The 25,091-nt window shown below is 60.2% G+C and carries 22 protein-coding genes; 12 read left to right on the forward strand and 10 right to left on the reverse strand.

Annotated elements, in window-relative coordinates; all coding sequences use genetic code 11:
- Window positions 1-7 precede the first annotated feature (7 nt).
- The 3 genes from QEO92_RS24545 (at window position 8) to QEO92_RS24555 (ending at window position 3,313) form a co-directional block, all read left to right on the forward strand.
- A complete protein-coding gene (locus QEO92_RS24545) occupies window positions 8-835 on the forward strand; it encodes a universal stress protein (protein WP_052182895.1) in 828 nt (275 codons plus the stop codon).
- 78 nt (window positions 836-913) lie between these two features.
- Entirely contained in the window at window positions 914-1,840 is a 927-nt protein-coding gene (locus QEO92_RS24550; RefSeq protein ID WP_037152211.1) for a 1-phosphofructokinase family hexose kinase, read from the forward strand.
- Between the two features lie 117 nt (window positions 1,841-1,957).
- On the forward strand, window positions 1,958-3,313 hold the full coding sequence (locus QEO92_RS24555; RefSeq protein ID WP_227704751.1) for a ferredoxin reductase family protein: 1,356 nt from the start codon (window positions 1,958-1,960) through the stop codon (window positions 3,311-3,313).
- Window positions 3,314-3,351: 38 nt separating this feature from the next.
- Here the strand turns inward: QEO92_RS24555 and QEO92_RS24560 are convergent, their stop codons facing one another.
- The 3 genes from QEO92_RS24560 to QEO92_RS24570 form a co-directional block, all read right to left on the reverse strand.
- Window positions 3,352-4,167, reverse strand: coding sequence for an ATP-binding cassette domain-containing protein (locus QEO92_RS24560; RefSeq protein WP_407721888.1), 816 nt, complete (start codon window positions 4,165-4,167; stop codon window positions 3,352-3,354).
- Window positions 4,143-5,222 carry an ABC transporter permease gene (locus tag QEO92_RS24565; protein WP_037152217.1) on the reverse strand — a complete coding sequence of 360 codons (1,080 nt, stop codon included), beginning with the start codon at window positions 5,220-5,222 and terminating at the stop codon, window positions 4,143-4,145. Before QEO92_RS24565 ends, QEO92_RS24560 begins: the two co-directional genes overlap by 25 nt.
- Before the next feature lie 151 nt (window positions 5,223-5,373).
- Window positions 5,374-6,399: a sugar ABC transporter substrate-binding protein gene (locus QEO92_RS24570; RefSeq protein WP_227704752.1), complete on the reverse strand. Its 1,026-nt coding sequence runs from the start codon at window positions 6,397-6,399 to the stop codon at window positions 5,374-5,376.
- 308 nt (window positions 6,400-6,707) lie between these two features.
- On the opposite strand from QEO92_RS24570, the gene QEO92_RS24575 reads away from it, so the two are divergent.
- Window positions 6,708-7,949, forward strand: a complete 1,242-nt coding sequence (locus tag QEO92_RS24575; protein WP_227704753.1) for an ROK family transcriptional regulator — start codon at window positions 6,708-6,710, stop codon at window positions 7,947-7,949.
- A gap of 179 nt (window positions 7,950-8,128) precedes the next feature.
- Here QEO92_RS24575 and QEO92_RS24580 read toward each other — a convergent pair whose 3' ends face one another.
- The 6 genes from QEO92_RS24580 to QEO92_RS24605 all read right to left on the reverse strand — a co-directional run bounded on the left by QEO92_RS24580 (window position 8,129) and on the right by QEO92_RS24605 (window position 13,976).
- The gene (locus tag QEO92_RS24580; protein WP_227704754.1) at window positions 8,129-8,965 is read right to left on the reverse strand and encodes a GNAT family N-acetyltransferase; all 837 of its coding nucleotides are present in this window, start codon (window positions 8,963-8,965) and stop codon (window positions 8,129-8,131) included.
- The gene (locus QEO92_RS24585) at window positions 8,962-9,711 is read right to left on the reverse strand and encodes an aspartate/glutamate racemase family protein (RefSeq protein ID WP_227704755.1); all 750 of its coding nucleotides are present in this window, start codon (window positions 9,709-9,711) and stop codon (window positions 8,962-8,964) included. The genes QEO92_RS24580 and QEO92_RS24585 overlap by 4 nt, the downstream gene beginning before the upstream one ends.
- Before the next feature lie 9 nt (window positions 9,712-9,720).
- Window positions 9,721-10,539, reverse strand: coding sequence for an ABC transporter permease (locus tag QEO92_RS24590; RefSeq protein WP_227704756.1), 819 nt, complete (start codon window positions 10,537-10,539; stop codon window positions 9,721-9,723).
- 1 nt (window position 10,540) lies between these two features.
- Window positions 10,541-11,452 (reverse strand): ABC transporter permease, encoded by a 912-nt coding sequence (locus tag QEO92_RS24595; protein WP_227704757.1) that lies wholly within the window; start codon window positions 11,450-11,452, stop codon window positions 10,541-10,543.
- A 103-nt stretch (window positions 11,453-11,555) separates the two neighbouring features.
- Entirely contained in the window at window positions 11,556-12,845 is a 1,290-nt protein-coding gene (locus tag QEO92_RS24600) for an ABC transporter substrate-binding protein (protein WP_227704758.1), read from the reverse strand.
- A 39-nt stretch (window positions 12,846-12,884) separates the two neighbouring features.
- Complete coding sequence (locus QEO92_RS24605) at window positions 12,885-13,976, reverse strand: ABC transporter ATP-binding protein (protein ID WP_227704759.1); 1,092 nt, start codon at window positions 13,974-13,976, stop codon at window positions 12,885-12,887.
- A 239-nt stretch (window positions 13,977-14,215) separates the two neighbouring features.
- On the opposite strand from QEO92_RS24605, the gene QEO92_RS24610 reads away from it, so the two are divergent.
- Entirely contained in the window at window positions 14,216-14,929 is a 714-nt protein-coding gene (locus QEO92_RS24610; protein ID WP_227704760.1) for a GntR family transcriptional regulator, read from the forward strand.
- Window positions 14,930-14,946: 17 nt separating this feature from the next.
- Here QEO92_RS24610 and QEO92_RS24615 read toward each other — a convergent pair whose 3' ends face one another.
- A complete protein-coding gene (locus QEO92_RS24615) occupies window positions 14,947-15,843 on the reverse strand; it encodes a LysR family transcriptional regulator (RefSeq protein ID WP_037152246.1) in 897 nt (298 codons plus the stop codon).
- Window positions 15,844-16,050: 207 nt separating this feature from the next.
- Between QEO92_RS24615 and QEO92_RS24620 the strand changes: the two genes are divergently transcribed.
- The 7 genes from QEO92_RS24620 (at window position 16,051) to QEO92_RS24650 (ending at window position 24,719) form a co-directional block, all read left to right on the forward strand.
- Entirely contained in the window at window positions 16,051-17,025 is a 975-nt protein-coding gene (locus QEO92_RS24620) for an ABC transporter permease (RefSeq protein ID WP_227704761.1), read from the forward strand.
- A complete protein-coding gene (locus tag QEO92_RS24625) occupies window positions 17,022-17,924 on the forward strand; it encodes an ABC transporter permease (RefSeq protein ID WP_037152251.1) in 903 nt (300 codons plus the stop codon). The genes QEO92_RS24620 and QEO92_RS24625 overlap by 4 nt, the downstream gene beginning before the upstream one ends.
- A gap of 5 nt (window positions 17,925-17,929) precedes the next feature.
- Complete coding sequence (locus QEO92_RS24630; RefSeq protein WP_227704762.1) at window positions 17,930-18,901, forward strand: ABC transporter ATP-binding protein; 972 nt, start codon at window positions 17,930-17,932, stop codon at window positions 18,899-18,901.
- Window positions 18,901-19,935, forward strand: coding sequence for an ABC transporter ATP-binding protein (locus QEO92_RS24635; protein ID WP_227705258.1), 1,035 nt, complete (start codon window positions 18,901-18,903; stop codon window positions 19,933-19,935). Before QEO92_RS24630 ends, QEO92_RS24635 begins: the two co-directional genes overlap by 1 nt.
- A 19-nt stretch (window positions 19,936-19,954) precedes the next feature.
- Window positions 19,955-21,529: an ABC transporter substrate-binding protein gene (locus QEO92_RS24640; protein ID WP_227704763.1), complete on the forward strand. Its 1,575-nt coding sequence runs from the start codon at window positions 19,955-19,957 to the stop codon at window positions 21,527-21,529.
- 119 nt (window positions 21,530-21,648) lie between these two features.
- Window positions 21,649-23,553 carry a CocE/NonD family hydrolase gene (locus tag QEO92_RS24645; protein WP_227704764.1) on the forward strand — a complete coding sequence of 635 codons (1,905 nt, stop codon included), beginning with the start codon at window positions 21,649-21,651 and terminating at the stop codon, window positions 23,551-23,553.
- A 2-nt stretch (window positions 23,554-23,555) separates the two neighbouring features.
- Window positions 23,556-24,719 carry a CapA family protein gene (locus tag QEO92_RS24650; protein ID WP_227704765.1) on the forward strand — a complete coding sequence of 388 codons (1,164 nt, stop codon included), beginning with the start codon at window positions 23,556-23,558 and terminating at the stop codon, window positions 24,717-24,719.
- Window positions 24,720-25,091: the final 372 nt, after the last annotated feature.

A 25,091-nucleotide genomic window follows, 5' to 3' on the forward strand; every position in this document is an offset into this window, starting at 1 on the left:
AGGAAGGATGATGTCGTTCACAACCATCTTGAGCGTGATCCGGTGCGATCACGCGGACAGTGATCTTCGTGCGGCAGTCGAACTCTCCCGGTCGTCCGGTGCGCATCTCTCCGTCCTGCTGCTCGCAATCGCAGCACCGCCGCCGCTCGGCGAATATGCCGAACATGTTTCAGTGGCATGGCTGGAAGAAAGAGACGCCGATAGATCAAAGCTGGCTGAGCGGAGCACGAAAATAAAGGACCTTCTGCAGGAGACGGAAGTTCCTCATGACATCGTCGATATCTATACCGAATGGACCTATGTCGACAATGTCGTTGCGCGTCAGGCGCGTTATGCCGACCTGCTGGTTATCGGTCCTGAACTGGCGGCCGACAGCCCATTGAAAAGTGCGGTCGTCGACGGCGCCCTTTTTCATTCGAGCGTACCCGTCCTGATCATCCCCCGGAATGCGATCCCCACCTTAAAACCCCACTCCGTGGTGCTGGCATGGAATGACACGCCGGAAGCGGCGAAGGCCGCCAAACAGGGACTTGAGTTTTTGAAAGCCGCCAGCAAAGTTCACGGGGGCATGGTCGATCCCGAACCCGGGATTGAGCAGCCGGGGGCGGAAATCGGCATCTATCTCGCCAGGCATGGTGTCAACTTCAGTGCCGATGTATTGAGGAGCGACGGCCGGACGGTTGCAGAGACGCTGAAGCAATATGCCGATGACGTTGCGGCGGATATGATCGTCATGGGTGCCTACGGTCATTCGCGCATGCGCGAACGCATTTTTGGCGGTGTAACCCGGTCGATGCTGGAACATCCGAGCCGACCTGTCTTTCTTGCGCGGTAGGTTCTCGACCGGCTGCAGGTACCGGTCTGGTCAGAGTCACTTGGACGACGAGCTCGAAGCAGTAACGAAAGGTGTGCGTTGTCTCGGATCCTTTGTATCGCGCTCAATCCCACTGTCGACATTGCCAGCGATGTGGACAAGCTTGTCCCGACCCGCAAGATGCGGACACGCAACCAGCGGCAGGATGCCGGCGGCGGCGGTATCAACGTGGCCCGGGTCCTGGCTGAGCTTGGTGAGCATCCGGATCTGATCTATTTCTCCGGGGGAGCGACGGGCAATGTTCTTGAGGATGCCCTGAAGGGAATGAGCGTTACTCTTCGGCCTGTGCCGATGAGCGGCGCCGTTCGCGTTGCTTTCATGGTGCAGGAAATATCGACCGGTCTTGAATATCGCTTTGTTCCCGAAGGCCCCGTCATTTCCGAACGGGAAGTGGAAGTCATGTTCGAGACGCTTGAGGCTTCGACCGCAGACTATGTGGTGGCGAGCGGCAGTCTTCCACGCGGTGCACCGACGAACACCTATGCCAGAATGGCGCAGCTGTTCCTGAGGAAGGGGAGCCGGTTTGTTCTTGATGCTTCGGGAGAGGCGCTGAAGGAGACACTTTCCGAGACTCAAGTTTATCTCGTGAAACCGAGCCTCGACGAGCTGGAATATGTCGTCGGTCATTCCCTGGACGAAGTGCAGGCGGCAGAGGCCGCACAGATGATCGTAAGACGCGGCGCGGCGAAGTATATGGTCGTTACCATGGGACAGGCGGGAGCGCTTGTCGCAGGCGCTGACAAAGTCATCAAAGAACCCGCGCTCGCCGTCCCGGTTCGATCTTCTGTCGGCGCGGGGGATAGTTTCACGGGCGCAATGGTCTGGGCCCTGGCGCAGAATTATCCGCTCGATGAAGCATTCCGACTAGGAATCGCAGCAGGCGCAGCGGCGGTCACGACGCAGGGCAGCGAGTTCAGCCGCCAGCAGGTATTCGATCTATACCACAGCATGTCGACTCCAATGTGAGCGCGCGCCAACTCTCTTTGAACTACGGCGCTCGTGCTCGCGGGCCTTGATATGCGTCAACGACATGCAGCGGCACTCCACGATACGCAAACCCGGTCATCAGTGAGAGTAATAGCCATGCGGAATATAAGACTCGCCTTCTGGGGTGCTCTCGTGTTGTTGAGCGGGTTATGGCTGTCGGCGGAGCCCTCTGTCTTTCAGTCGGCTAACGTCTTTGCGCTTCGTGCTGCGATGATGCAATACAGCGGCATCGTCGCGATAGGCTGCATGAGCGTCGCAATGGTTCTTGCGCTGCGTCCGCGCTTGCCGGAGCCCTGGCTGGGCGGACTGGACAAGATGTATCGCCTGCATAAGTGGTTTGGCATCGCGGCCTTGGCCATATCTATAGTCCATTGGTTATGGAGCGAGACTCCGAAATGGGCGACGAGCCTGGGATGGCTTGAACGGCCGGCCCGCGGCGCAAGGGCAGAGATCGAAAATCCCATCGAGCAATTCTTCATGACGCTGCGCGGCTCGGCGGAAGGAGTGGGCGAGTGGGCGTTCTATGCCGCGGTACTGTTGATCGCCTTGGCGCTCATCAGGCAGTTTCCTTATAAACTATTCTACAAAACACACCGCCTGCTGGCCCTCGTGTATCTGGTACTGGTGTTTCACTCGGTGGTATTGACCACGTTCAACTATTGGGCGTCCCCTGTCGGGGTGGTCACAGGCCTGCTTCTGGCGGCAGGCACCTACAGCGCTGTGATTGTGCTGTTGGGACGCGTCGGTGCGGGACGGCAGGTTCGGGGAAGGATTACCTCATTTCACTACTGCCCGGGCGTTCGAGCGCTCGAGACGGAGGTCGAGGTGCCGGAGGGCTGGCCCGGCCACAAGGCCGGCCAGTTTGCATTCGTGACTTCAGACACATCCGAAGGCGCGCATCCATATACAATCGCCTCAGGCTGGAATGATAGTGAGCGGCGCATCACCTTCGTCACCAAGGAATTGGGCGATCATACCAGCCGCCTGCGTGAAACACTGCACATAGGGCAGGAGATGAAGGTCGAAGGGCCGTATGGCTGCTTCGATTTCGACAATGGCCAGCCGAGGCAAATCTGGGTCGGTGGGGGCATCGGCATAACGCCGTTCATCGCAGCCATGAAGCATCGTGCGCTGGAGCGACGAACGAACCCGGATCACTGTCGGCGGCCGGTTGTCGATCTGTTTCACACGACCGCCGACTATGACGAGAAAGCCATTGCCAAACTGGCGGGAGATGCCGAAGCGGCAGATATCCGCCTGCATGTTCTGGTCGATTCACGCGACGGCCTTCTGACTGGCGAGCGCATCCGTGCCGCAGTGCCGGATTGGCGCGAGGCAAGCATCTGGTTCTGCGGTCCGGTAGGCTTTGGCGAAGTCCTGCGTCGCGACTTCGCTGCACAGGGAATGCCCGTCTCACAACGGTTCCATCAGGAACTCTTCGCCATGAGATAGGCAATTCCGGCCTTACAACGAAAACCTAAAGCCTGCGATCAAGCCGCCGCTGGTTGAGCGGCCGCCTTGGCGCCTGTCATGAACGCAACCGCATCGGACATGGTATATTCCTTCGGATTGATCACTGTAAGCCGCTTCCCCAGGCGATGGATGTGGATGCGATCGGCAACCTCGAAGACATGCGGCATGTTGTGCGAAATCAGCACGATCGGAATGCCGCGCGACCGGACGTCAAGGATGAGTTCGAGGACTCTGCGGCTTTCCTTCACGCCGAGCGCTGCCGTCGGCTCGTCTAGAATGATGACCTTCGAACCGAAGGCGGCGGCACGCGCCACCGCAACGCCTTGACGTTGGCCGCCGGACAAGGTCTCGACGGCCTGGTTGATGTTCTGAATCGTCATCAGACCGAGTTCGGAAAGTTTAGCCCGGGCGAATTTCTCCATGGCTGCGTGGTCGAGTTTGCGAAGGATCTTGCCCATGAGGCCCGGTTTACGGATTTCCCGGCCGAGAAACATGTTGTCGGCGATGGAGAGCGCCGGCGAAAGCGCAAGGTTCTGGTACACGGTCTCGATGCCGGCTTTGCGCGCTTCGTTGGGCGAGGAGAAGTGGACAACCTCGCCCTCCATGCGGATTTCGCCTTCATCCGGGTGGATCGCGCCGGAGATTGCCTTGATCAGCGAGGACTTGCCTGCACCGTTATCGCCGATGACCGCCAGGATTTCACCGGGATAGAGGTCGAAATCGGCATGGTCGAGAGCCGTGACCCTCCCATAGCGCTTGACGAGCCCGCGTGCGGTGAGAATGGGTTGCGTATTGGATTCCTGGGCCATCAGCTTGCTGCCTTTCTGATCCATTGATCGGCCGCCACGGCGAGGATGATCAGGACGCCGATCAGGAGGTAGGTCCATTGAACATCGGTGCCGAGCATACGAAGCCCGAACGAAAACACGCCGACGATCAGTGCACCGAACACCATGCCGAGGATGGAGCCACGGCCACCGAACAGCGATATGCCCCCGATGACGACGGCAGTAATGGATTCGATGTTGGCGAACTGTCCAATCGTTGGAGAGACCGAACCGTTGCGGCCGATCGATGTCCAGCCTGCCAGTGCGCAGATGATGCCGGCCAGCACGTAAACCGAAATCAGCATGCGCTTGACGTTCACGCCGGAAAGCTCTGCCGCTTCGGGATCGTCCCCGACCGCGTAGAGATGGCGGCCCCAGGCCGTGTGGTTTAGCACATACCAGAGGAGCGCGACGAGCAGGACCATCGCGATGACGCCATAGGTGAAAACGGCGCCGCCTAAGCGAAAATTATTGCCCAGCAATTGCAGAAGCGGCGCCGTCGTCTCGATCTCCTGAGCGCGGATCGTCTCATTGGCCGAGTAGAGAAAATTGCTTGCGAGCACGATCTGCCACATACCGAGCGTCACGATGAACGGCGGCAGCTTCATTCGTGCGATTAGGAAACCGTTTATGAAGCCGCACAAGGCGCCGACTGCGAAACCGCAGGGAATGGCGATTTCGACGGGAAGTCCGTATCGGAACACCAATTGGCCCATAACCACGGAGGACAATACCATGATCGCACCGACGGAAAGATCTATGCCGGCCGTTATGATCACGAGCGTCTGGGCCGCGCCGACGATGCCGGTGATCGCCACCTGCTGCAGGATCAGCGTCAACGAAAAGGCGTTGAAAAACTTTCCACCGAGAAGAATTCCGAAGACCAGCAGCGATACGACGAGCACGATCAGCGATACCGCCGACGGGCTTGTATGCAGGAAATGCCGGAACCTCTGGACGACCGTCTTCTCATGCGTGTCGAAGGATGCGACCTCCGCAGCACTGTCCTTGAGAACTTTTTCGTATTCATGATGCGGCGTGGCGGCCGTTGGCTCGCTCATCGAAACTCCTCCGCTTGAAGACCCGCTCCCATGGGCCCCCTCAGCCGGACACGTGGTCCGCAGCCGGGGATATTCAGGCTGCGCTTTCTTCGGTCTTCTGTCAAAGATTGGGTGAGGATGGCAGCGCATCCCCACCCTGGTCATAGAAGGATCAGCCCCAGCACTTGGAGAGGCCATCCTTCGTATCGATGGACTCGATTCCGGATACGGGCTTGTCGGTGACGAGCGTCACACCCGTATCAAAGAAATCCTTGCCTTCGGTCGGCTTCGGCTTCTCACCGGTGTCGGCGAACTTCTTGATCGCCTCGATGCCAAGGGCCGCCATCTGCAGCGGATATTGCTGCGAGGTCGCGCCGATGATGCCGTCCGCGACGTTCTTGACGCCCGGGCAGCCGCCATCGACGGAGACGATCAGCACATCCTTCTCGCGGCCGACCGCCTTCAGAGCTTCATAAGCACCAGCGGCGGCAGGTTCGTTGATCGTGTGTACGACATTGATGGTCGGATCCTTCTGCAGAAGGTTTTCCATCGCCGTACGGCCGCCTTCCTCGTTACCGTTGGTGATGTCGTGGCCGACGATGCGCGGATCGTCCTCGTCGCCGATCTTGTTTGGGTCTTTGGTGTCGATTCCGAAGCCCATCATGAAGCCCTGGTCACGCAGGACGTCGACCGAGGGCTGTGAGGGAGTGAGATCGAGGAAGGCAACCTTGGCATCCTTGGCCTGATCGCCCAGCGTTTCCTTCGCCCATTGACCAATGAGCTTGCCGGCCAACAGGTTGTCCGTTGCAAAGGTCATGTCTGCAGCATCGATGGGTTCAAGCGGTGTATCGAGCGCAATCACCAGAATTCCGGCATCGCGCGCTTTCTTGATATTCGGAACGATGCCCTTGGTGTCGGATGCGGTGATGAGGATGCCCTTGGCACCGTCCGCTATGCAGGTTTCGATCGCCGCAACCTGACTTTCGCTGTCGCCGTCGATCTTGCCGGCGTAGGATTTCAGCGTCACGCCGAGTTCCTTGGCCTTGGCGGACGCGCCTTCCTTCATTTTGACGAAGAACGGATTGGTATCGGTCTTGGTGATCAGGCAGGCGGATACATCCGCGGCCTTTGCAGGCGCGGAAAATGCGACGCCCAGGGCCAAAGCGCCGAATGCGACGGAAAGTATGGGTTTGTTCATGGTCTCCTCCCAGAGCTAAATTGTCCGCCATGCGGACCGACAACGACACCGGTGCCCGAATTCGGCAAGTGCTTCCTCCAAGCCATCCTGTGCCTTAACTCCGACAATTAAGAACGAGTTGAAATAGCCTGTCAATAATTAATTCCGATTGAATTATTTATTTTGCGTGCCATAGTCCGTGAGAGGTGGAGGTTGAGAATGTGATTTTTGGGCACCATGCGCCTTTGGTTTGCGGCGGAGCGTCGAGCGGATATGCGTATCGCCCGTGATGGTGCGAAGTGACTGAGCATTCTGGGAGGAAAGAGCCGATGTCGGTTTCAGATGGTGTGGCACAAGGCCATACACTGCTGGGTAATTTTACCGGCGGTTCCAATCAGGTGCGCGTGCGGGCCTATAACGAACGGCTGGTCCTCTCGCTGGTGCGCCTCCATGGCTCTATGTCGAAGGCGGATATCACAAGGCGCAGCGGGCTTTCTGCCCAAACGGTCTCCGTCATTATGCGCGCACTTGAGAAAGATGGGCTGCTCTTGCGCGGAGAACCCGTGCGCGGACGGGTCGGCCAGCCTTCGGTGCCGATGCGCCTCAATCCGGATGCGGTTTATTCGTTCGGGGTGAAGATCGGTCGGCGCAGCGCTGACCTCGTGTTGATGGATTTCGTAGGCAAGATTCGTCTTCAGCATCATGAGACTTACGCCTATCCGCTGCCTTGGAAAATACTTGAGATCATTACGGCAGGCATCGCACGGCTCGAAGGGCAGCTTGACGATGTTCAGCGAAGCCGCATAGCAGGGATCGGTATCGCTGCACCATTCGAACTCTGGAACTGGGCAGATGAAGTGGGCGCTCCGGAAGGAGCGATGGATGCCTGGCGGGGGTTCGATCTGCAGGCGGAGATCGCAAGCCGTGTCCGGCACGCTGTCTATCTGCAAAATGATGCAACCAGCGCCTGCGGCGCAGAACTCGTATTCGGTGTCGGATCCGCCTATCCCGATTTTGTATATTTTTTCATCGGTTCGTTTATTGGCGGCGGAATTGTATTGAACTCGGCGATCTTTTCCGGCCGCACTGGAACGGCTGGCGCAGTCGGCCCGCTGCCAGTTCGTGGCAAAGCCGGTGAAACGAGACAGCTGCTGGACATAGCGTCGATCTTCGTTCTGGAGAACCTCTTGCGGGAACGGAATATCGATCCGCAGCCGCTGTGGTATTCCGCCGACGACTGGATCGATTTCGGGGAATCGCTGGACATCTGGATCCAGCAGACTGCGGATGCACTTGCCCAGGCAATCATTGCCGCGGCTTCGATCATCGATTTCGGCGCGGCCGTGATCGATGGAGGTTTTCCTCCCTGGGTGCGAAAGCGTATCGTGACGTCCACCATCGAAGCAGCTGCGAAGCTGGACCTTCAGGGTGTGATCATTCCGGATATCATCGAAGGCCAGGTTGGTTCCCAGGCGCGAGCGATCGGCGGTGCGAGCCTGCCGATATTCGCAAAATACCTCACAGACCAAAGCGTGCTCTTCAAGGAGGTACGGGAGGTGGCTCTCTCCTGATCGTGGCTGGGTCCGGTTGCCGCCGGTCTGTCATGCGCTCCGGCGAAGCGATCGGAAGTGCGGGACAAGCCCTGACATGATCGAAAGGTTTTCAAACCGGCCGGTCGTCTCGATTTCTTGAACCGGCTCTGTTCTGAGACACTGACCGAGACTTATGTAGACATTGCAATATTCGCCCATTAGCCGAGTTCGAGTGTCGTGATACCGAAGACACCTTGCATCTGCACAACGGGAGCCTTTCCGCGATACATGCGCGCCGTCGTAAAGCCTTTGGAAAAACCGTAGGCCGCCAGGTGGTCGGAAAACTCGGCCTGTGAGGCTGGGACGTCGATATGCAAAAGGGCACCTCCCGCTTCGGCCGCGCAAGCCCTAAGAAGCCGTTCGGCGTCAGCCATGCTTTCGGCAAACAGAGGGCCGATTTTATAGCCGTCGTGACATTTCCGGCCGACTGCGTAGCCACGGATCTCACTATCCTTGAGGACTGCTTTGGCAAGCCTCGGCGGCTTCAGCCATTCGGCGAGAAAAGCATCGCGTTCCGACGGGAAGAATTTTCGGTCAAAAGCAGTCACGGTGGTAGTAAGAGCGGCAGTGATGCCGACCACTTCGTTCGCCGCATCGCCAACGAGGCTGCCGCTCCATCGAAGCGTCTGATAGGCTGTTTCGAAACCCATGCTGCGATAATTCGACTGCTGCTCGGGAACGCCGTCAAGGCCGACGGTTCTTCCTTCGAGATGCGCCATGCCTGCGTCCCAAACCTTGCGGCCATAGCCTTTACCGCGAAAATCGGGGTGGGCGATGTAAAGCCCGATGAAGCCGAAATCGGCGCCGTACCGCACGGCGGAGATGCCGGCGGCCATTTCATCATCGACGAAGCAGCCGATGAACCCTTGCGGGTCAGCGGCATAAAAGGCCGGTGCATCGGCAAGTCCCGGATTCCAGCCTTCGCTGCGCGCCCAATCCACGAGCGTCGTGGTCTCGGCAAGCGTCAGCGGGCGGATGATCGGATCGGTGGTCATGAGGCGGCGATCTTGCGCGGCTCGAATGCCTCGAGCAAGCCCTTGTAGGGTTTCGACAGCGGCGAAGCATAGGCGCCGCGCTTGGCCGTGGAAAGCCCGAGTGCGACGAGTGCCTCGGCCTGCTTGACCGCTGCTGCGACGCCGTCGACCACGGGTACGCCGAACTCCGCCCGCAGCTCGGCCGTCAGATCTGCCATGCCGGCGCATCCGAGCACGATCGCTTCCGCCTTGTCGTCGTCGCGCAACGCGGTGGCGATCTCGCTGCGCAATCGGTCACGTGCGTTGGAGTTCGGATCTTCCAGGGAGAGAACCGGGATGTCGGCGGCGCGCACCTTGCAACGGCCCGCCATGCCGTAGCGATGGACAAGATGTTCGAGCGGCAGACGCGAGCGCTCCATGGTCGTGACGATGGTGAAACGCTGGGCAATGAAGGCAGTCGCGGCAAGCGCCGCTTCGCAGATGCCGATGACCGGAATATGGGCGAGCGCGCGGGCGGCATCGAGGCCGGTGTCGTCGAAGCAGGCGATGATGGCGGCATCCGCTCCTGCCGTCTCGCCCTTGGCAATTTCCATCAGAAGGCCGGGCACGGCGAAGGCTTCGTCGTAATATCCTTCGATGGAGACCGGCCCCATGGAGGAGGTGACTGCGACTATCTCGGTGTCGGTATTGGCTACACGGGCGGCAGAGTCTTCGATGGTCGCCGTCATGCTGGCGGTGGTGTTGGGATTGACAACAAGGATGCGCATGGTTCTGCTTCACGACCGCTGGCGGCGCCGGTTGAGATGGACGATGAAGCCCAGCGTGCCGGCAATAACGAGGAAGGAAAACACTGTCGTCACCGTGCCGAGGGCGTAAAGCACCGGCGTCGTGACATTGGTCGTCATGCCGTAGATTTCGAGCGGCAGCGTGTTGAAGGTGCCGGCTGTCATCAGGGTGCGCGCGAACTCGTCATAGGAGAGGGTGAAACCGAACAGGCCGACGCCGACGAGGCTCGGCGCGATCATCGGTAGCACGACATGGCGGAACGTTTGCCATGAGGTCGCACCGAGATCGCGCGCGGCTTCCTCGTAGGCCGGCGAAAAGCGGTTGAAGACGGCGAACATGATCAGCACGCCGAAGGGGAGCGTCCAGGTCAGATGCGCCCCGAAGGCTGAGGAATACCAGGCGGGCTGAAAGCCGAGCTGCTGGAAAAGCACGCCAATGCCGAGCGAGATGATGATCGACGGCACGACGAGACTGGCAACCGAAAGATAGAAGAGCGGAGTTGCGCCATTGAAACGGCGGCGGAAGGCGAGACCGGCCAGCAACGATACGACCACCGTTACGATCATCACCATCAGCCCCAGCATCAGCGAACGACGGAAGGAGCCGCCGAAATCACCGACCGCCTGGGTCTCGAACAGGTTGAAGAACCAGTACAGCGACAGGCCGTTCAGCGGGAAGGTGAGGCCGCCGTTCGGCCCCTGGAAGGACAGGATCAGGATCGCCGAGAGCGGGCCGTAGAGGAACAGCACGAAGACTGCGAAGAAGATCGTCAGGATATAGAACTCGCGGGAGCGCTTTTCGGAATGCATGTCAGAGCTCCTTGCGGATATCGACGATGCGCAGGATCCCCGCGACCATCAGGAGGACGAGGACGAGCAGCACGACGGCATTCGCCGCTGCGGCCGGATATTGAAGCAGCGACATCTGGTTTTTCATCATCAGCGCAACGGAGGCGCTCTGTCCGCCGGACATGACCTGTACGGTGGAGAAATCCGCCATGACCAGCGTCACGACGAAGATCGTGCCGATCGCCATACCGGGCTTGGCAAGCGGGATGATGACGTTGGTGAGGACCTGCCAACCGGATGCGCCGGCGTCGCGGGCGGCCTCGACCAGCGTCTTGTCGATGCGCATCAGCGTATTGAAGATCGGCGTCACCATAAAGAGCGTGTAGAGATGCACCATGGCGAGCACGACGGCGAAATCCGAGTAGAGCAGCCATTCGACCGGTTCGGAAACGATGCCGGCATTGATCAGTGCCGAGTTGACGAGGCCGTTGCGTCCGAGGACCGGTATCCAGGAGATCATGCGGATGATGTTCGAGGTTAGGAAGGGTACCGTGCAGACGAGGAACAGCACCATCTGCATGGCGGTGGTGCGGATGTGGAAGGCCAGGAAATAGGCGACCCAGAACCCGATGAAGAGCGTGATCACCCAGACCAGGAAGGCGAATTTCAAGGTGTTGAGATAGGTTTTCCAGGTTACCCAGGAACCGAGCGTCTCAGCGTAGTTGAAGGTGACGAAATCCGGATACATCTGGGCGAAATCGTAGTCCCAGAAGCTGACGATGCCGATCATCAGGATCGGGATGAGCAGGAAGCCGCCGAGGATCAGCGTCAGTGGCGCTGCCTGGAGATAGGAGATCAGGACGGGCGACAGGCGGAAACCCCTCGCCCGTGCGCCTTTGGCTTTTCCCGTTTCCGAGGATGTCATCGTCGCCATGATGGCTGCTCCTGTGGGTCTGCCCCTCATCCGCCCTGCCGGGCACCTTCTCCCCGTTCGTGCGGGGAGAAGGAGACTCGTGGCCGCCGCAACTGCTGACGGATCAGGCTGCGATGAACTCGTTCCAGCGACGGACCATGTAGCGGTCCTCGTCCATGACGGAATTCCAGCATGCGACCTTGCCCATGCGTTCGTCGAACGATCCGCCGTCGCGAACTGCGCCGGCCTTCTCCATCACCTTGCCGTCCGGCGCGACGATATCGCCCTTGGCCGGCTTGCCTTCGACCCAGAAGCCCCACTCGTCCTCGGACATGTGCTGCTTGGCGGTTTCCATCGCCGCCGAGTAGTAGCCTTGGCGGTTGAGATAGGCGCCGACCCAGCCGGACGTGTACCAGTTTATGTATTCGTATGCCGCATCGAGCTTGGCGCCGGAGAGGTGAGAGGCCAGACCAAGACCGCCGCCCCACGAACGATAGCCTTCCTTGAGCGGCTGATATTTGCAGGCGATGCCCTTGGAGCGGACGGCGGCGACGGCAGGCGACCACATGGATTGGATGACGACTTCGCCGGATGCCATGAGATTGACGCTCTCGTCGAAGGATTTCCAGAAGGCACGGAACTGACCGTCCTGCTTGGCCTTGATCAGGAAATCGATCGTCTTGTCGATCTCTTCCTTGGTCATGTTGCCCTTGTCGGCATATTTGATGTTGCCCATGGCCTCCATGATCATCGCCGCGTCCATGATGCCGATCGACGGGATGTTGAGGATGGAGGTTTTGCCCTTGAACTTCGGGTCCATGATATCGGCCCAGGTGGTGATCTCACGGCCGACGAGATCCGGACGGATGCCGAGCGTGTCGGCGTTGTAGATCGTCGGCATCATGGTGAACCACTGGGTCTCGGCCTTTGCGAAGGTCTTGGTGCCGGGCTTTTCCACGAAACCGACGGTGTGCGGCGCAGTGCCCTGCGCGATGACGCTGTCGGGCTTTAGCTTGCCGGTTTTGAAGAGCGGCACGACCTTGTCGTAATACTTGAGCTTCTTCACATCCATCGGCTGGATGACGCCCGCCGGATAGACCTTCTTCAAGATCCAGTATTCTATGTCGGCGATGTCGTAGGAGTTCGGCTGGGTGACGGCGCGCTGCGCCGCGGCGTCGGAGTCGGTTGCCGTCATTTCCAGCGTGATGCCGAGGTCGGCCTTGCACTTTTCGGCGATCGCGTTGAGGTTTGAAACACCGGTGCCGAACTGGCGCAGCGTGATCGGATTCTGCGCCCAGATGGTCGGAAAGCCGGTGATGGCGCCGGAACCGGCGGCTAGACCGGCTGCAGCGGAAGCGGTCTTCAGCAGCGAGCGACGCGAAATGCCCCTGCTGATCTTGGTTGTGTCAGTCATTGCCTTTGTTCTCCTCTGGTTGGGTTTTTTTAGGCGGCGTCAGTGCTTGAGGCGGCCGAGAACGACCACGTCCTCACGGTTCCAGCACAACGGGATGGCTTCGCCGACCCTGACCGGATTAGCGAAGAATGCGGTGTCGGAAAGGATGGCCGTAAAGTCCTCGACGCCGGCTCCATTGACCGATAGTTTCACGGATGATCCGCGATATTCGACGTTGGTGACCGAACCGATGAAGCCCAGGCCCTTTTCCGACGGTTCGCCGATCCGGACACGATCGGTCCGAACAGCGATATCGGCGGAATCCGTCAGGCCGGCTGCGCCGGTATTGGCGGCGAGAAATTCGCCGCCGGCCGACACCGACAGCTTTAACATGCTGTCCGAATTCTCGATCACGCGTCCGGAAATGACGTTGTGGTCACCCATGAATTTGGCGACGAAAGCCGTCGCTGGCCGCTCGAAGACGGCGCGCGGATGGGCGGCCTGCTCGATGCGACCGTCGTTCATGACGACGATCAGGTCGGCGAGCGCCATCGCCTCTTCCTGGCTGTGCGTCACATGTACGAAAGTGATGCCGAGCGAAGTTTGAAGCTTCTTGAGCTCCGCGCGCATGCGGATCTTCAGGAACGGGTCGAGTGCGGAAAGCGGCTCGTCGAGAAGCAGCGCTTCCGGATCGGTGATCAATGCGCGGGCAAGCGCCACGCGCTGCTGCTGGCCGCCGGAAAGCTGGGCAGGGCGTCGCGTCGCATAGGCTTCGAGCTGCATCAGCTTCAGCATATCGAGCGCCTTGGCGTGCCGCTCATCCTTGCTGACGCCCTTCATCTTCAGGCTGAAGGCGACATTGTCGACGAGGTCGAGATGCGGGAAGAGCGCATAGGACTGGAACATCATCGCCGTACCGCGTCTCGCGGGCGGCAGGTCTGTGACGACCGCATTGCCGAGGCGGATATCGCCGGAGGAAATGCTTTCGTGCCCTGCGATCATCCGAAGCGTCGAGGTCTTGCCACAGCCGGAAGGTCCGAGCAGGCAACAATAGGTACCGGCCGGAATTTTCAGGCTGATGGCATGCACGGCGGTGGTAGTGCCATAGATCTTCGAGACTGAGGCGATGTCGATTTCGGCTGCTTTGCTCATCCGGCACTCCACTTGCGTCGCATATTGCAAAGCATCAACCGTGCCAGTTCATTTAAGTCTCTGGGAAGATTTGCATTTATCTTCGCCAACGAGCACTCGTTCCAGATATTGCGCAAAAATCGTGCGATCGGTTTCGATTCCGTGGGCAAATCGTATGCAATCTTATGATTCGATCAAAAACAATCCTCTTGGTATTTTGCGACCGCTCGCGTTACAAAGAGGCCGCATCGGATCACGACATGAATATCAACGAGAAGATCACCTTCACCGAGACATCGCCCGAGGACCGCTCGCTGGCGATCCGCGAAGCATTGCGCAATGCGATCATCGATCGGCGGCTCACGCCGGGAACCAAGCTTTCCGAAAGCGAAGTGGGTTCGCTCTTCGATGTCAGCCGCACCGTGGCGCGTGCAGCGCTGCAGATGCTCGCGTTCGAGGGGCTGGTGAAAACCGAGCGCAATCGCGGCGCGTTCGTTTCCAATCCCTCCCCGGAGGAGGCAAAACAGATCTTCGCCTCCCGCCGGTTGATCGAGCCGGGAATCGTAGCGGCGGCTATTGAGCGCATCACACCTGCCGATATCGAACAGTTCCGCCGTCAGCTTGAGGAAGAAGAGCGCTATATGAACGAGCGCGGCCCTGCCGCCCGCCGCGCCGAGATCAAGGCGTTGGGCGACTTCCACCTCATGCTGGCCTCCGTCGCGGGCAATCTCATCCTGCAGAAATTCATGGATGAGCTCGTTGCGCGCTCCTCGCTTGTGATCGCGTTATACGGGCGTTCCGGTGTGTCAAGCTGCGGGCATGCGGAACATTCTGCCATTCTCGACGCGCTTGAAAAAGGCGATGGCCGAGGGGCCACCCAGCTCATGGTCCATCACATCGACCACATCGAGGCCGATCTCGATCTCCAGCTCAAGCAGGGCCTGGGCCTCAAGAATGCGCTTGCACTGACCTGATGACCGGTCTGAGATATTCAAGGCGCCGTTTCGGTTGCATTTGTCTTGATGATGTTGATGAAGGCCTCGGCGGTCCATGACAGCGGCGCCCCTGGCATGGTGATGATCCCGTAATCGGAGACCTTGTCGGGCAGGAAAGGCCGCATGGCGATTGCGTCGCTGCGGAAGAACTCGGCGATGAGGGAGGGCACGATCGCGATTCCGAGCCCTTGTGCGGCACAGGCGCACGCGGTTTCGACCGAATGGACCTCCAGGCTGCAGCGATAGGTCGGCACCATCCGGCGCAGCTCATGCTCCAGCTCATTGCGGTTGACGCGCTGCCGGCCGAGCAGGATCAGGTCGTTGCGGGCGAGGTCGTTGACGTCGATCGTCTGCTTGGCTGCGAGCGGATGGCCGGCCGGCATGACACAGGTCGTGCCGCTCACAAAGAGCGGCCGGGCATCGAACGAATGTTCCTCCGGCGGCAAGCGGACGAAGCCAAGGTCGGCGACCCGGTTGCGGACCATCCGTTCGATTGCGTCATAAGGCCCGCTCAGGATCTCCACGGTTACACGTGGATGGTCTGATTTGAAGCGGGCGACGATGGGTGGCAGCATGGTGGTCGACAGGCTGTGCGGGAAGGCGACGCGCACGAGCGCCTCGCCGAAGGCGCCGGTCCGGACGTCGCCGATCTTGATCCTGAGCCGCGCGACGCTCTGGGCCACGTCATCCACTTCACCGACAAGGAGATGCGCCTCGGGCCGCGGAATGAGCCGACCTTTGTCGCGCAGGAAAAGTTCCCGCCCGATCTGCTCTTCAAGCGAAGCGAGCTGGCGGCTGATTGCCGACTGCGACAGGCCAAGCTGAGCGGCTGCCGCCATGGTCGAGCCGGTATCCATGATTGTCTTGAAGATTTCGAGCTGCTTGAAGTTCATGGCGCGATCTTAGAGGTAACGCTGCAGCGAAGACAAGCGAAGACCGAAACAGGCTTCCGCGCACAAAACGCATAGGTTCATGCATTCCAATCATAATATTGCGCATCTTCCACACGCCGTTATCGTCATTTTCAACAAATAAAACAGGGGAACACTCTCCATGAAAATTCTCTGTCCCACCGGGATGGATCAGCGGGAGCGCATGTCATGACGGTCTTCGTCATCCGTCGCTTCCTGCAGAGTATCGCTGTCCTGCTCGTAACGGCTATTATCGTCTTCATCGGCATTTATGCGATCGGCGATCCGATCGAGATGCTGATTTCGCCGGATGCAAGCCCCGCCGAACGCGCGCAGGTCATCACATCGCTCGGCCTCGACAAGCCGCTCTGGCAGCAATTCCTGACCTTTGCCTGGAATGCGTTGCACGGCGACCTGGGCCGTTCCTTCGTCTTCAACCGTCCCTCGATCAGCCTGATCTTCGAACGCCTGCCGGCAACACTGGAGCTGACGCTGACCGGCCTCGTTTTCGCGCTGGTCCTTGGCATTCCGCTCGGCCTTCTCTCCGGCCTGAAGCCGAATAGCGCCACCGATGAAGCGATCATGACCGGCTCGATCTTCGGCTTTTCGCTGCCAAGTTTCTGGCAGGGCATGATGCTGATCATGATCTTTTCCGTTTGGCTCGGCTGGCTGCCGTCCACCGGACGCGGCCAGATGGGAGAATTCCTCGGCATCCGGTCCAGCCTCTTCACGCTGGATGGTCTCGCTCATCTCATATTGCCGGCGATCAACCTGTCGCTCTTCAAGCTCTCGCTGGTGATCCGCCTGACCCGCACCGGCGTTCGTGAAACCTTGCCGCTTGATTTCGTCAAATTCGCCCGGGCCAAGGGCCTGTCCGAAAAGCGCATCGTGTTCGTCCACGTCTTCAAGAGCATCCTGATTCCGCTGATCACGGTGGTCGGCCTCGAACTCGGCAGCATGCTGGCCTTTGCGGTCGTGACCGAGACGATCTTCGCCTGGCCTGGCATCGGAAAGCTGCTGATCGACTCGATCATGCGGCTCGACCGCCCGGTCGTGGTTGCCTACCTGCTGGTTATCGTCAGCCTGTTCATTTTCATCAACTTCGTGGTCGACATCCTCTATTCGCTGGTCGATCCGCGCGTTCGGCTGGGAGATGCCCAATGAATGCGCGCGTTTCTTCATTCCGTGACGATACTCTGTTCGGCCGTCTCGTCATGGGCATTGCCGAGAGCCCCAAAACCGTTATTGCCGCGATTGTCTGCATCATCCTGCTCTTCGCCGCGATCGTCGGCCCCTATCTGACTCCCCAGGACCCCTACGATCTCGCGGTCCTCGACATTCTCGATTCCAAGCTGCCGCCGGGCTCGGAAAGCATGGACGGTCTTATTTATTGGCTCGGCACCGACGGCCAGGGTCGCGACATGTTCTCGGCGATGATCTATGGCCTGCGGACCAGCCTCGGCGTCGGGGTGTTCTCCGGCGTCGTCGCGTTGGTGGTGGGCACAGTGCTCGGCCTGATCGCCGCCTATTTCGGCGGCCGCATTGATGCGCTGATCATGCGCATCGTCGACCTGATGCTCGGTTTCCCGACCATCCTCGTCGCGCTGATGCTTCTTGCTCTGCTGGGGCAGGGACTCTGGAAGGTCATCTTCGCACTGATCCTGGTGCAATGGGCGACCTTCGCCCGCGCCGTCAGGAGTGCGGCGCTGGTCGAGAAGAACAAGGACTATGTCGAGGCGGCGGTAACGCTTGGAATTTCGACGCCGCGCATCCTGATCGGCCATATCCTGCCGAACTGTCTTCCACCGCTGATCGTCATCGGCACGCTGCAGGTCGCGCATGCCATCTCGGCGGAGGCGACGCTCTCCTTCCTCGGCATCGGCCTGCCGATCACTGAACCCTCGCTCGGCCTGCTGATCGCCAACGGCTACCAGCTTCTGATGTCCGGCGAATACTGGATCAGCGTCTACCCCGGCTTGTTGCTGCTCGTGCTCGTTTTCTCGATCAACATGGTCGGCGACCGCCTCCGCGAGGTGCTGAACCCGAGACTGGGCGAAAGGTGAGCACGATGACACCAATTCTCGAAGTCAAGAACCTTTCCACCCATTTCATGACCCGTCGCGGCGTGCTGAAGGCTGTCGATGACGTGAGCTTCGCGGTTGGCCAGAGGGAAATTGTCGGTTTGGTCGGCGAATCCGGCTCCGGCAAGTCGATCACCGGCTTTTCGGTCCTCGGCCTCGTTGATCCGCCCGGCCGCGTCGTTTCCGGGCAGATCCTGTTCAAAGGCGAGGATTTGTTGAAGCTGTCGCCCGCCGCCATGCGGACGATCCGGGGTAAACGCATCGCGATGATCTTCCAGGATCCGATGATGACGCTGAACCCGGTTCTCTCGGTCGCCACCCAGATGATCGAGACCGTGCAGGCGCATGACCGGGTCTCGCGCGCAGAAGCCCGCGCCCGGTCGCGCGATGCGCTCGGCCTTGTGGGCATTCCCTCTCCGGAGGAGCGGCTCGATGCCTATCCGCACCAGTTCTCTGGCGGCATGCGTCAGCGCGTGGCGATTGCCATTGCGCTCCTGCACCGGCCGGACCTGATCATTGCGGATGAACCCACGACGGCGCTCGACGTGACGATCCAGTCGCAGATCCTCTTCGAAATCAAGCGACTCGCCGCCGAGTTCGCTATGGCGCTGATCTGGATCAGCCACGATCTCGGCGTGGTTGCTGCTTTGGCGGACCGGGTCATGGTCATGTATGCGGGCAAGATCGTCGAAGCTGGCCAGGTGGACGGCGTGCTGACCGAGCCGCGTCATCCATATACGTCCGGGCTGCTCAGCGCGGTTCCGGCTGCCGTCCCGCGCGGCGAGCCGCTTCGTCCGATCCCCGGTTTCGCGCCGTCGCCTTTGTCGCGCCCTTCCGGCTGCGCCTTCCGTGATCGCTGCGGTCGCGCCACCGAAATCTGCGCTACCGAGCCTATGCTGGAGGTCGCCGCCGGCCGCGAATTCCGTTGCTTCCATCCCCATTTCCGGAGCGCCGCATGATGACCCCGCTTGTGGAAGCCATCGACGTCAGCCGACGCTTTTCGCGAAAACTCGACTATGCGGAGAAGATCGCCAACCTCTTCGGCGCGGGCCTGGAAGAGAAGACCGTACATGCGGTCGATGAGGTCGATCTCGCCGTTCATCCGGGCGAGGTGGTCGGTCTCGTCGGCGAATCCGGTTGCGGAAAATCGACACTCGGTCGGGTGATGGCGGGCATCATGCCCGCAAGCGGCGGGGAGGTGCGATGGAATGGCAAGCCGCTGACTTCGCTGGAAGGCGAGGAAAAGCGCTCGATGCGGCTTTCCGCGCAGATGATCTTTCAGGACCCGATGTCGACGCTCAATCCGAGGAAGCGGGTAATCGACCTGATCGGCGAGGCGCCGCGTGTGCATGGCATCGTAAAGGGTCGCGAAGTGCGGGACTATGTTGCTTCGCTCGCCGAACGCGTCGGCCTTGACGCTTCCTATCTCGATCGTTATCCGCATCAGTTCTCCGGTGGCCAGCGGCAGCGCATCGGCATCGCCCGGGCGCTTGCGGTGAAACCTAAACTGCTGGTCTGCGACGAATCCGTCGCAGCCCTCGATGTCTCCATCCAGGCGCAGATCCTCAACCTCTTCATGGACCTGAAGCGGGAATTCGGTCTGACCTACCTCTTTATCAGCCACGATCTCGGCGTGGTGAAGCATATCTGCGACCGGGTGGTCGTCATGTATCTCGGCCGCGTCGTGGAAAGCGCCACGCCCGACGAACTCTTTGATGATCCGAAACATCCCTACACCCAGGCCCTCATTCGCGAGCTGCCGACGGTTGCCGACCGCCACCGCATTTTCACGCCGATCAAGGGGGAAATCCCGTCACCGCTTCATCCGCCGCCGGGATGCCATTTCCACCCCCGCTGTCCGAAGGCGTTCGACCGCTGCCGTGTGGAGCGGCCGGTGCTGAAACAGAATGCGGTCGGTCATGTCAGCGCCTGCCACCTGAACGACCCGACTGCGAGCGAAACGAAAAATGTAACGGCCGAACCGGCCAACTAAAAAGGAAGGGAACAGACTTATGAAACCGATGAAATTCCTGCTGGCGGGGGTTGCTGCCACCGTCATCGCACTGAGCTCGGCGCAGGCCGCCGACCTGGTGCTCGGCAGCGCCACCGAACCGTCGGCGATCGACCCGCAGTTCTCACGCACCGGCAACAATCAGAACATTGCCATGCAGATCTTTGACCGTCTGGTGCAAACGGACGCGGCGATCAACGTCGAGCCGGCGCTGGCGGTCTCCTGGACGAACGTCGATCCTCTCACCTGGCATGTGAAGCTGCGCGAAGGCGTCAAGTTCCATGACGGCAACCCGCTGACGGCCGAGGACGTAATCTTCTCGCTGACCCGCGCCAAGGACATTCCGAACAGCCCGGCGCCGTTTTCCGGCAACGTGGCCTCGATCGACAGCATGAAGGCACTGGACAATCAGACGATCGAGTTCAAGACCAAGAAGCCGACGCCGGACTTCATGGAACAGATCGGTTTCGTCTACATCGTCGAGAAGAAGGTCGCGGAGGGGGCTTCCATCGAGGACTTCAACAGCGGCAAGGCGGCGATCGGCACGGGCGCCTACAGGTTTAAGTCTTGGACGCCGGGCGACAACCTGGTTCTGACCCGCAATGACGATTTCTGGGGCAAGAAACAGGATTTCGACAATGTCACGATCAAGTTCATCTCGAACGACGCGTCGCGCGTCGCGGCACTTCGCTCCGGCGCTGTCGACCTGATCGACGCCGTGCCGCCGGGCGATGTGAAGACAATCGAAGGCATTTCCGGCCTCAAGGTCTTTTCGATTGCCTCTGCCCGCATGATCTACCTTGCGCTTGACAGCGCCCGCGACAAAAGTCCCTTCATCACCGACAAGGATGGCAAACCGCTCGACAAGAACCCGCTGAAGGACGTGAAGGTCCGCACCGCACTCTCTGAACTGATCAACCGTCAGCTCATCATCGACCGCATCCTGGACGGCTCTGCCGAACCGGCAGGCCAGCTCGTGCCCACCGGCGTCGCGGGCAATGATCCCTCGATTGCCGCACCGGCATTCAATGCCGACAATGCGAAGAAGCTGCTGGCGGAAGCGGGCTACAAGGACGGTTTCGGCATCACCATCCATACCTCGAATGACCGCTTCCCCGGCGATGCGGAGGTCGCTCAGGCGCTCGGCCAGATGTTCGCCCGTGGCGGGCTCAAAGTGAATGGTGTCGTGGCGCAGCCCTACAATGTCTATACCAAGGGTGCCTCCGCAGGCGAATTTTCGGCCTTCATCTTCTCGCTCGGCAACTCGACGCCGACATCTGCAACGGGACTGCGCAACTTGCTGATGACGGCGAACAAGGAAGCCGGCACCGGCTCGTTCAATCGCGTCAAATACAGCAATCCGGCCTTCGATGAGATGATGCGCACGGCAACTGCCGAGTTCGATGCGAAGAAACGCGTGGAATTGCTGCAGAAGGCGACTAAGGCCGTCTTTGCCGATGTCCCGGTCATTCCGCTCTACTGGCAAAAGGTCCACTGGGCCGGCAAGGCGAATCTCTCCTACATTGCCAACATGACGGAAGACACGAGCGCGACGCTCGCGGGGCTCGCCGAGTAAGCCGCAATGCAAGTGATAAGCCGTCGTGCCGGTTCTCCCGGCGCGCGGCATTCCCGGACCGGCGTCTGGATGTGGCGAGCCGGTTCGGGTCTTTCCTGCCAATTTTTGAGGATACGGACATGGATACCCTGACGGCATCGCGCCGCGAGGTGATAGCCGACGACGTGGTCGTCGAAGGCGATGTGATGGTGACGATGCGAGACGGTATCAGGCTTGCAACCGACATCTACCAGCCGGCCAAGGACGGCAAAGTGATCGAGGCCCGGCTGCCGGCGATCCTGGAACGCACCCCTTACGGCAAGACGGAACGCTCCCGATCCGAGATCGAAGTGGGCATGTCCACGCCGATGAAGCGCCACGAGGTTGCCTCCTATTTCGTCCGCGCCGGTTACACCGTCGTTTATCAGGATTGCCGCGGCCGCTATAATTCCGAAGGCGAATTCAGCAAATATGTCTCCGAAGCCGCCGATGGTTACGATACCGCCCGCTGGTTGGTCGAGCAGCCTTGGTCGAACGGCCGGTTCGGCACGATGGGGCTTTCCTATGCAGCGCATACGCAAGCCGCGCTCGCCTGCCTCAACCCGCCTGGCCTTGCCTGTATGGTGATGGACTCAGGCGGCTTTTCGAATGCCTATCAGTGCGGCATCCGCCAGGGCGGCGCCTTCGAACTCAAGCAGGCGACATGGGCCTATAATCAGGCAATCGGCGAGGGCGACGAGTTGGCTCGTGCCGCCATCGAAGCAGAAGATATCAAGGCCTGGTTCAGCGTCATGCCCTGGAGCGAAGGCGTTTCTCCGGTCCGCTGGATGCCGGAATATGAAAGCTATCTGCTTGACCAGTGGCGCAACGGCACGTTCGATGAGAGCTGGCGCCGTGTCGGCCTCTATATGGAAGGCTTCTACGATACCTTCCCCGAGGTGCCGATCGTCCTGATGTCGAGCTGGTACGACGCTTATGTCAGATCGACGCTCGACAATTTTCGCGGCCTTTCCGGCAAGAAGAGCAGGCCGCTTCAGCTCATCATGGGGCCGTGGCTGCACGGCAACCGCAACACGACCTTCGCTGGTGACACCTCCTTCGGTGCGGCCGCGCCGCTTGGAGGAAATGTTGTCGAAAGCTGGCTCGCCTTCCGCCGTAATTGGTTCGACCGATGGCTGAAGGGCGTGGAAAACGGCGTGTCGCAAGAACCGGCAGTGCGCACCTTCGTCATGGGCGGCGGCTCGGGTATCCGCAACGAGGACGGTCATCTGGATCACGGCGGACGCTGGATCGAAGCGGCCGACTGGCCCCTGCCGGGAACGGAATATCGCAATTTCTACATTCACCAGAATGGCTCGCTTTCTACCGACGAGCCGAAAGCCGATACCGGGCCTTTCGTCTATGACTACGATCCGAAGAATCCCGTGCCGACCATCGGGGGCTCTCTGACCAGCGGCCAGCCGATCTTCGAGGGTGGCGGCTTCGACCAGCGCGAAGGCGAGAAGTTCTACGGCTCGAAGCACCCAGGACTGCCTCTTTCTGCCCGGGCCGACGTGCTCTCCTTCGAGACCGAGGTCTTGGCAGAGGACGTCGCCGTCGTCGGCCCGATCATCGTCGAGCTATACGTCTCCTCGGATGCGCCGGATACGGATTTCACCGCGAAACTTGTCGACGTCTATCCACCGAGCGTGGACTATCCGACCGGTTATGCGCTCAACATCACCGACGGGATTATCCGCTGCCGCTACCGAAAATCCTGGGAAAAACCGGAGGCGATCGTCGCGGGCGAGGTTTTCAAGGTGACGATAGAGCCTTTCGCGACGGCTAATCTTTTCGCCAAGGGCCATCGCATCCGGCTCGACATTTCCTCGTCCAATTTCCCGAAATACGATGTCAACCCGAATACCTACGCGCCGGAAGGCCGGGGCCGCACAACGCAGATCGCTCGCAATTCCGTATTTTGTGACGCCGCGCGGCCATCGGCGATCCGCTTGCCGATCGTCCGCGGTGAGGCGATGATGGCGCTGAAACCCTTCGCGAAGTAGCCATGTCGATTACCATTGCCGTCACCGGCCAAATCCTCATCCACGGTCGGCTCGATCTCACGGGCGAGGGGCAGCGCAAGGTCAGGGACTTCCTGAAGGCGGACGCCACCTTTGCCAATCTGGAGGCGACGGTCGAGACGTCAGGCGCCTGGCCGACCAAGACGAAGACATTGCATCTCGCGTCGCCGGACGCGCTCACCTCCGTGCGAGAACTTGGCTTTCATGCGTTGACGCATGCCAACAACCACGCCTTCGATCTCGGCCCGCCGGGCATCGCCGCGACGCGGGCTATGGCGGGGCAGGCTGGACTGGAACTCGCCGGCAGCGGAGCGAATATCGACGAGGCCACTGCAGCGGCCATCGTGCCGAAGCAAGGGAAGTCGCTGGCGATCTTCTCCGTCGATCTCGGCCCGCAGCCGGATATCAATTATGCAGCGGCCGATCGCGCCGGCATCGCGCGGCTTCGGATGAAACGCACCGTCAGCGTGCCACCGACGGAGTTTGAAACGCTACGGCAGATCGTCGGGACACTTGGGGACGACAAGCGCGCCGCCGCCCGCGCCGCTGTCGGTTATGAAACCTGGAGAGGTACGGACCTCGAAGTTTTCGGCATGTCTGTTGTTTCGGGCCAGGCGATTGCCGCTCTCTGGTCGGCCGACGAAGACGATATGCAGCGGCTTGTTTCAGGCATGAACACCGCCAAGGCTGCCGGGCATCTCGTGGCGGTGGCGATCCACGGCCATCACTGGGATTCGGATTGGAAGAAAACGCCGGACTGGTTCACCGATCTCTGCCGGGGCCTGATCGAAGACGGTGCGGACGTGATCCTCGGCACGGGAGCGCCTGTCATGCAGCCGGTCACTTTCCATCGCGGCAAGGCGATCATCCCCGGCCTCGGCAATTTCGTCTTTCACACCCGCCGCTCCGCAACCTATGACGAAAAAGGCGTCGACGTCTGGCGCAGCGCCGCGATCCGGCTGACCTTGGCGGATGACGGCACCTGCGAAGAGCTCGCCCTGCTTCCCGTTGCCGTCGGCAGGCCAGCGGCACGGGGATTGCCGGCAGGTCCTGTCCCGTTGCAGGGAAGGGTTGCTGCTGAAATCCGCGATCTCGCCCTTGCGGGCCTTTCGACGGCAGATCGCCAATGTCTGCTGATCCCCGATTAGCCACGGCATTGCGTCAGGAAAGAGTGCTCCGTTTCACGAAGGCTCCACCCTTCTGGGCTGTAATGCGCTATCCGTGGAAGCGCGAGGCCGGCACATCCGGCCAGCGGTGAACCTCAGTTATCGAGGCTGATCAGGCCGCGCAGCTTTCGGCGAGATACGGTTTGGCCTTCAGGCTTGGAATGAGGTGGATGAGGCCGGAATAGATAAGATACTCTGCCCGGCAGGATTATCTGCCGAAGCCCATTGCCGGCCACGTGTGATCCCGCCGGTTTCGTAGACCCGTTTGTTACAGACTGTTACCAAATCGAACCATTTTTCACACGCCTCGCATCCGCGTGTTACTTGAAAAGGTCAAATCCTCCGTAGAAAGAA

The sequence above is a fragment of the Neorhizobium petrolearium genome, from assembly GCF_029854435.1.
GTDB classification, from domain to species: domain Bacteria; phylum Pseudomonadota; class Alphaproteobacteria; order Rhizobiales; family Rhizobiaceae; genus Neorhizobium; species Neorhizobium petrolearium.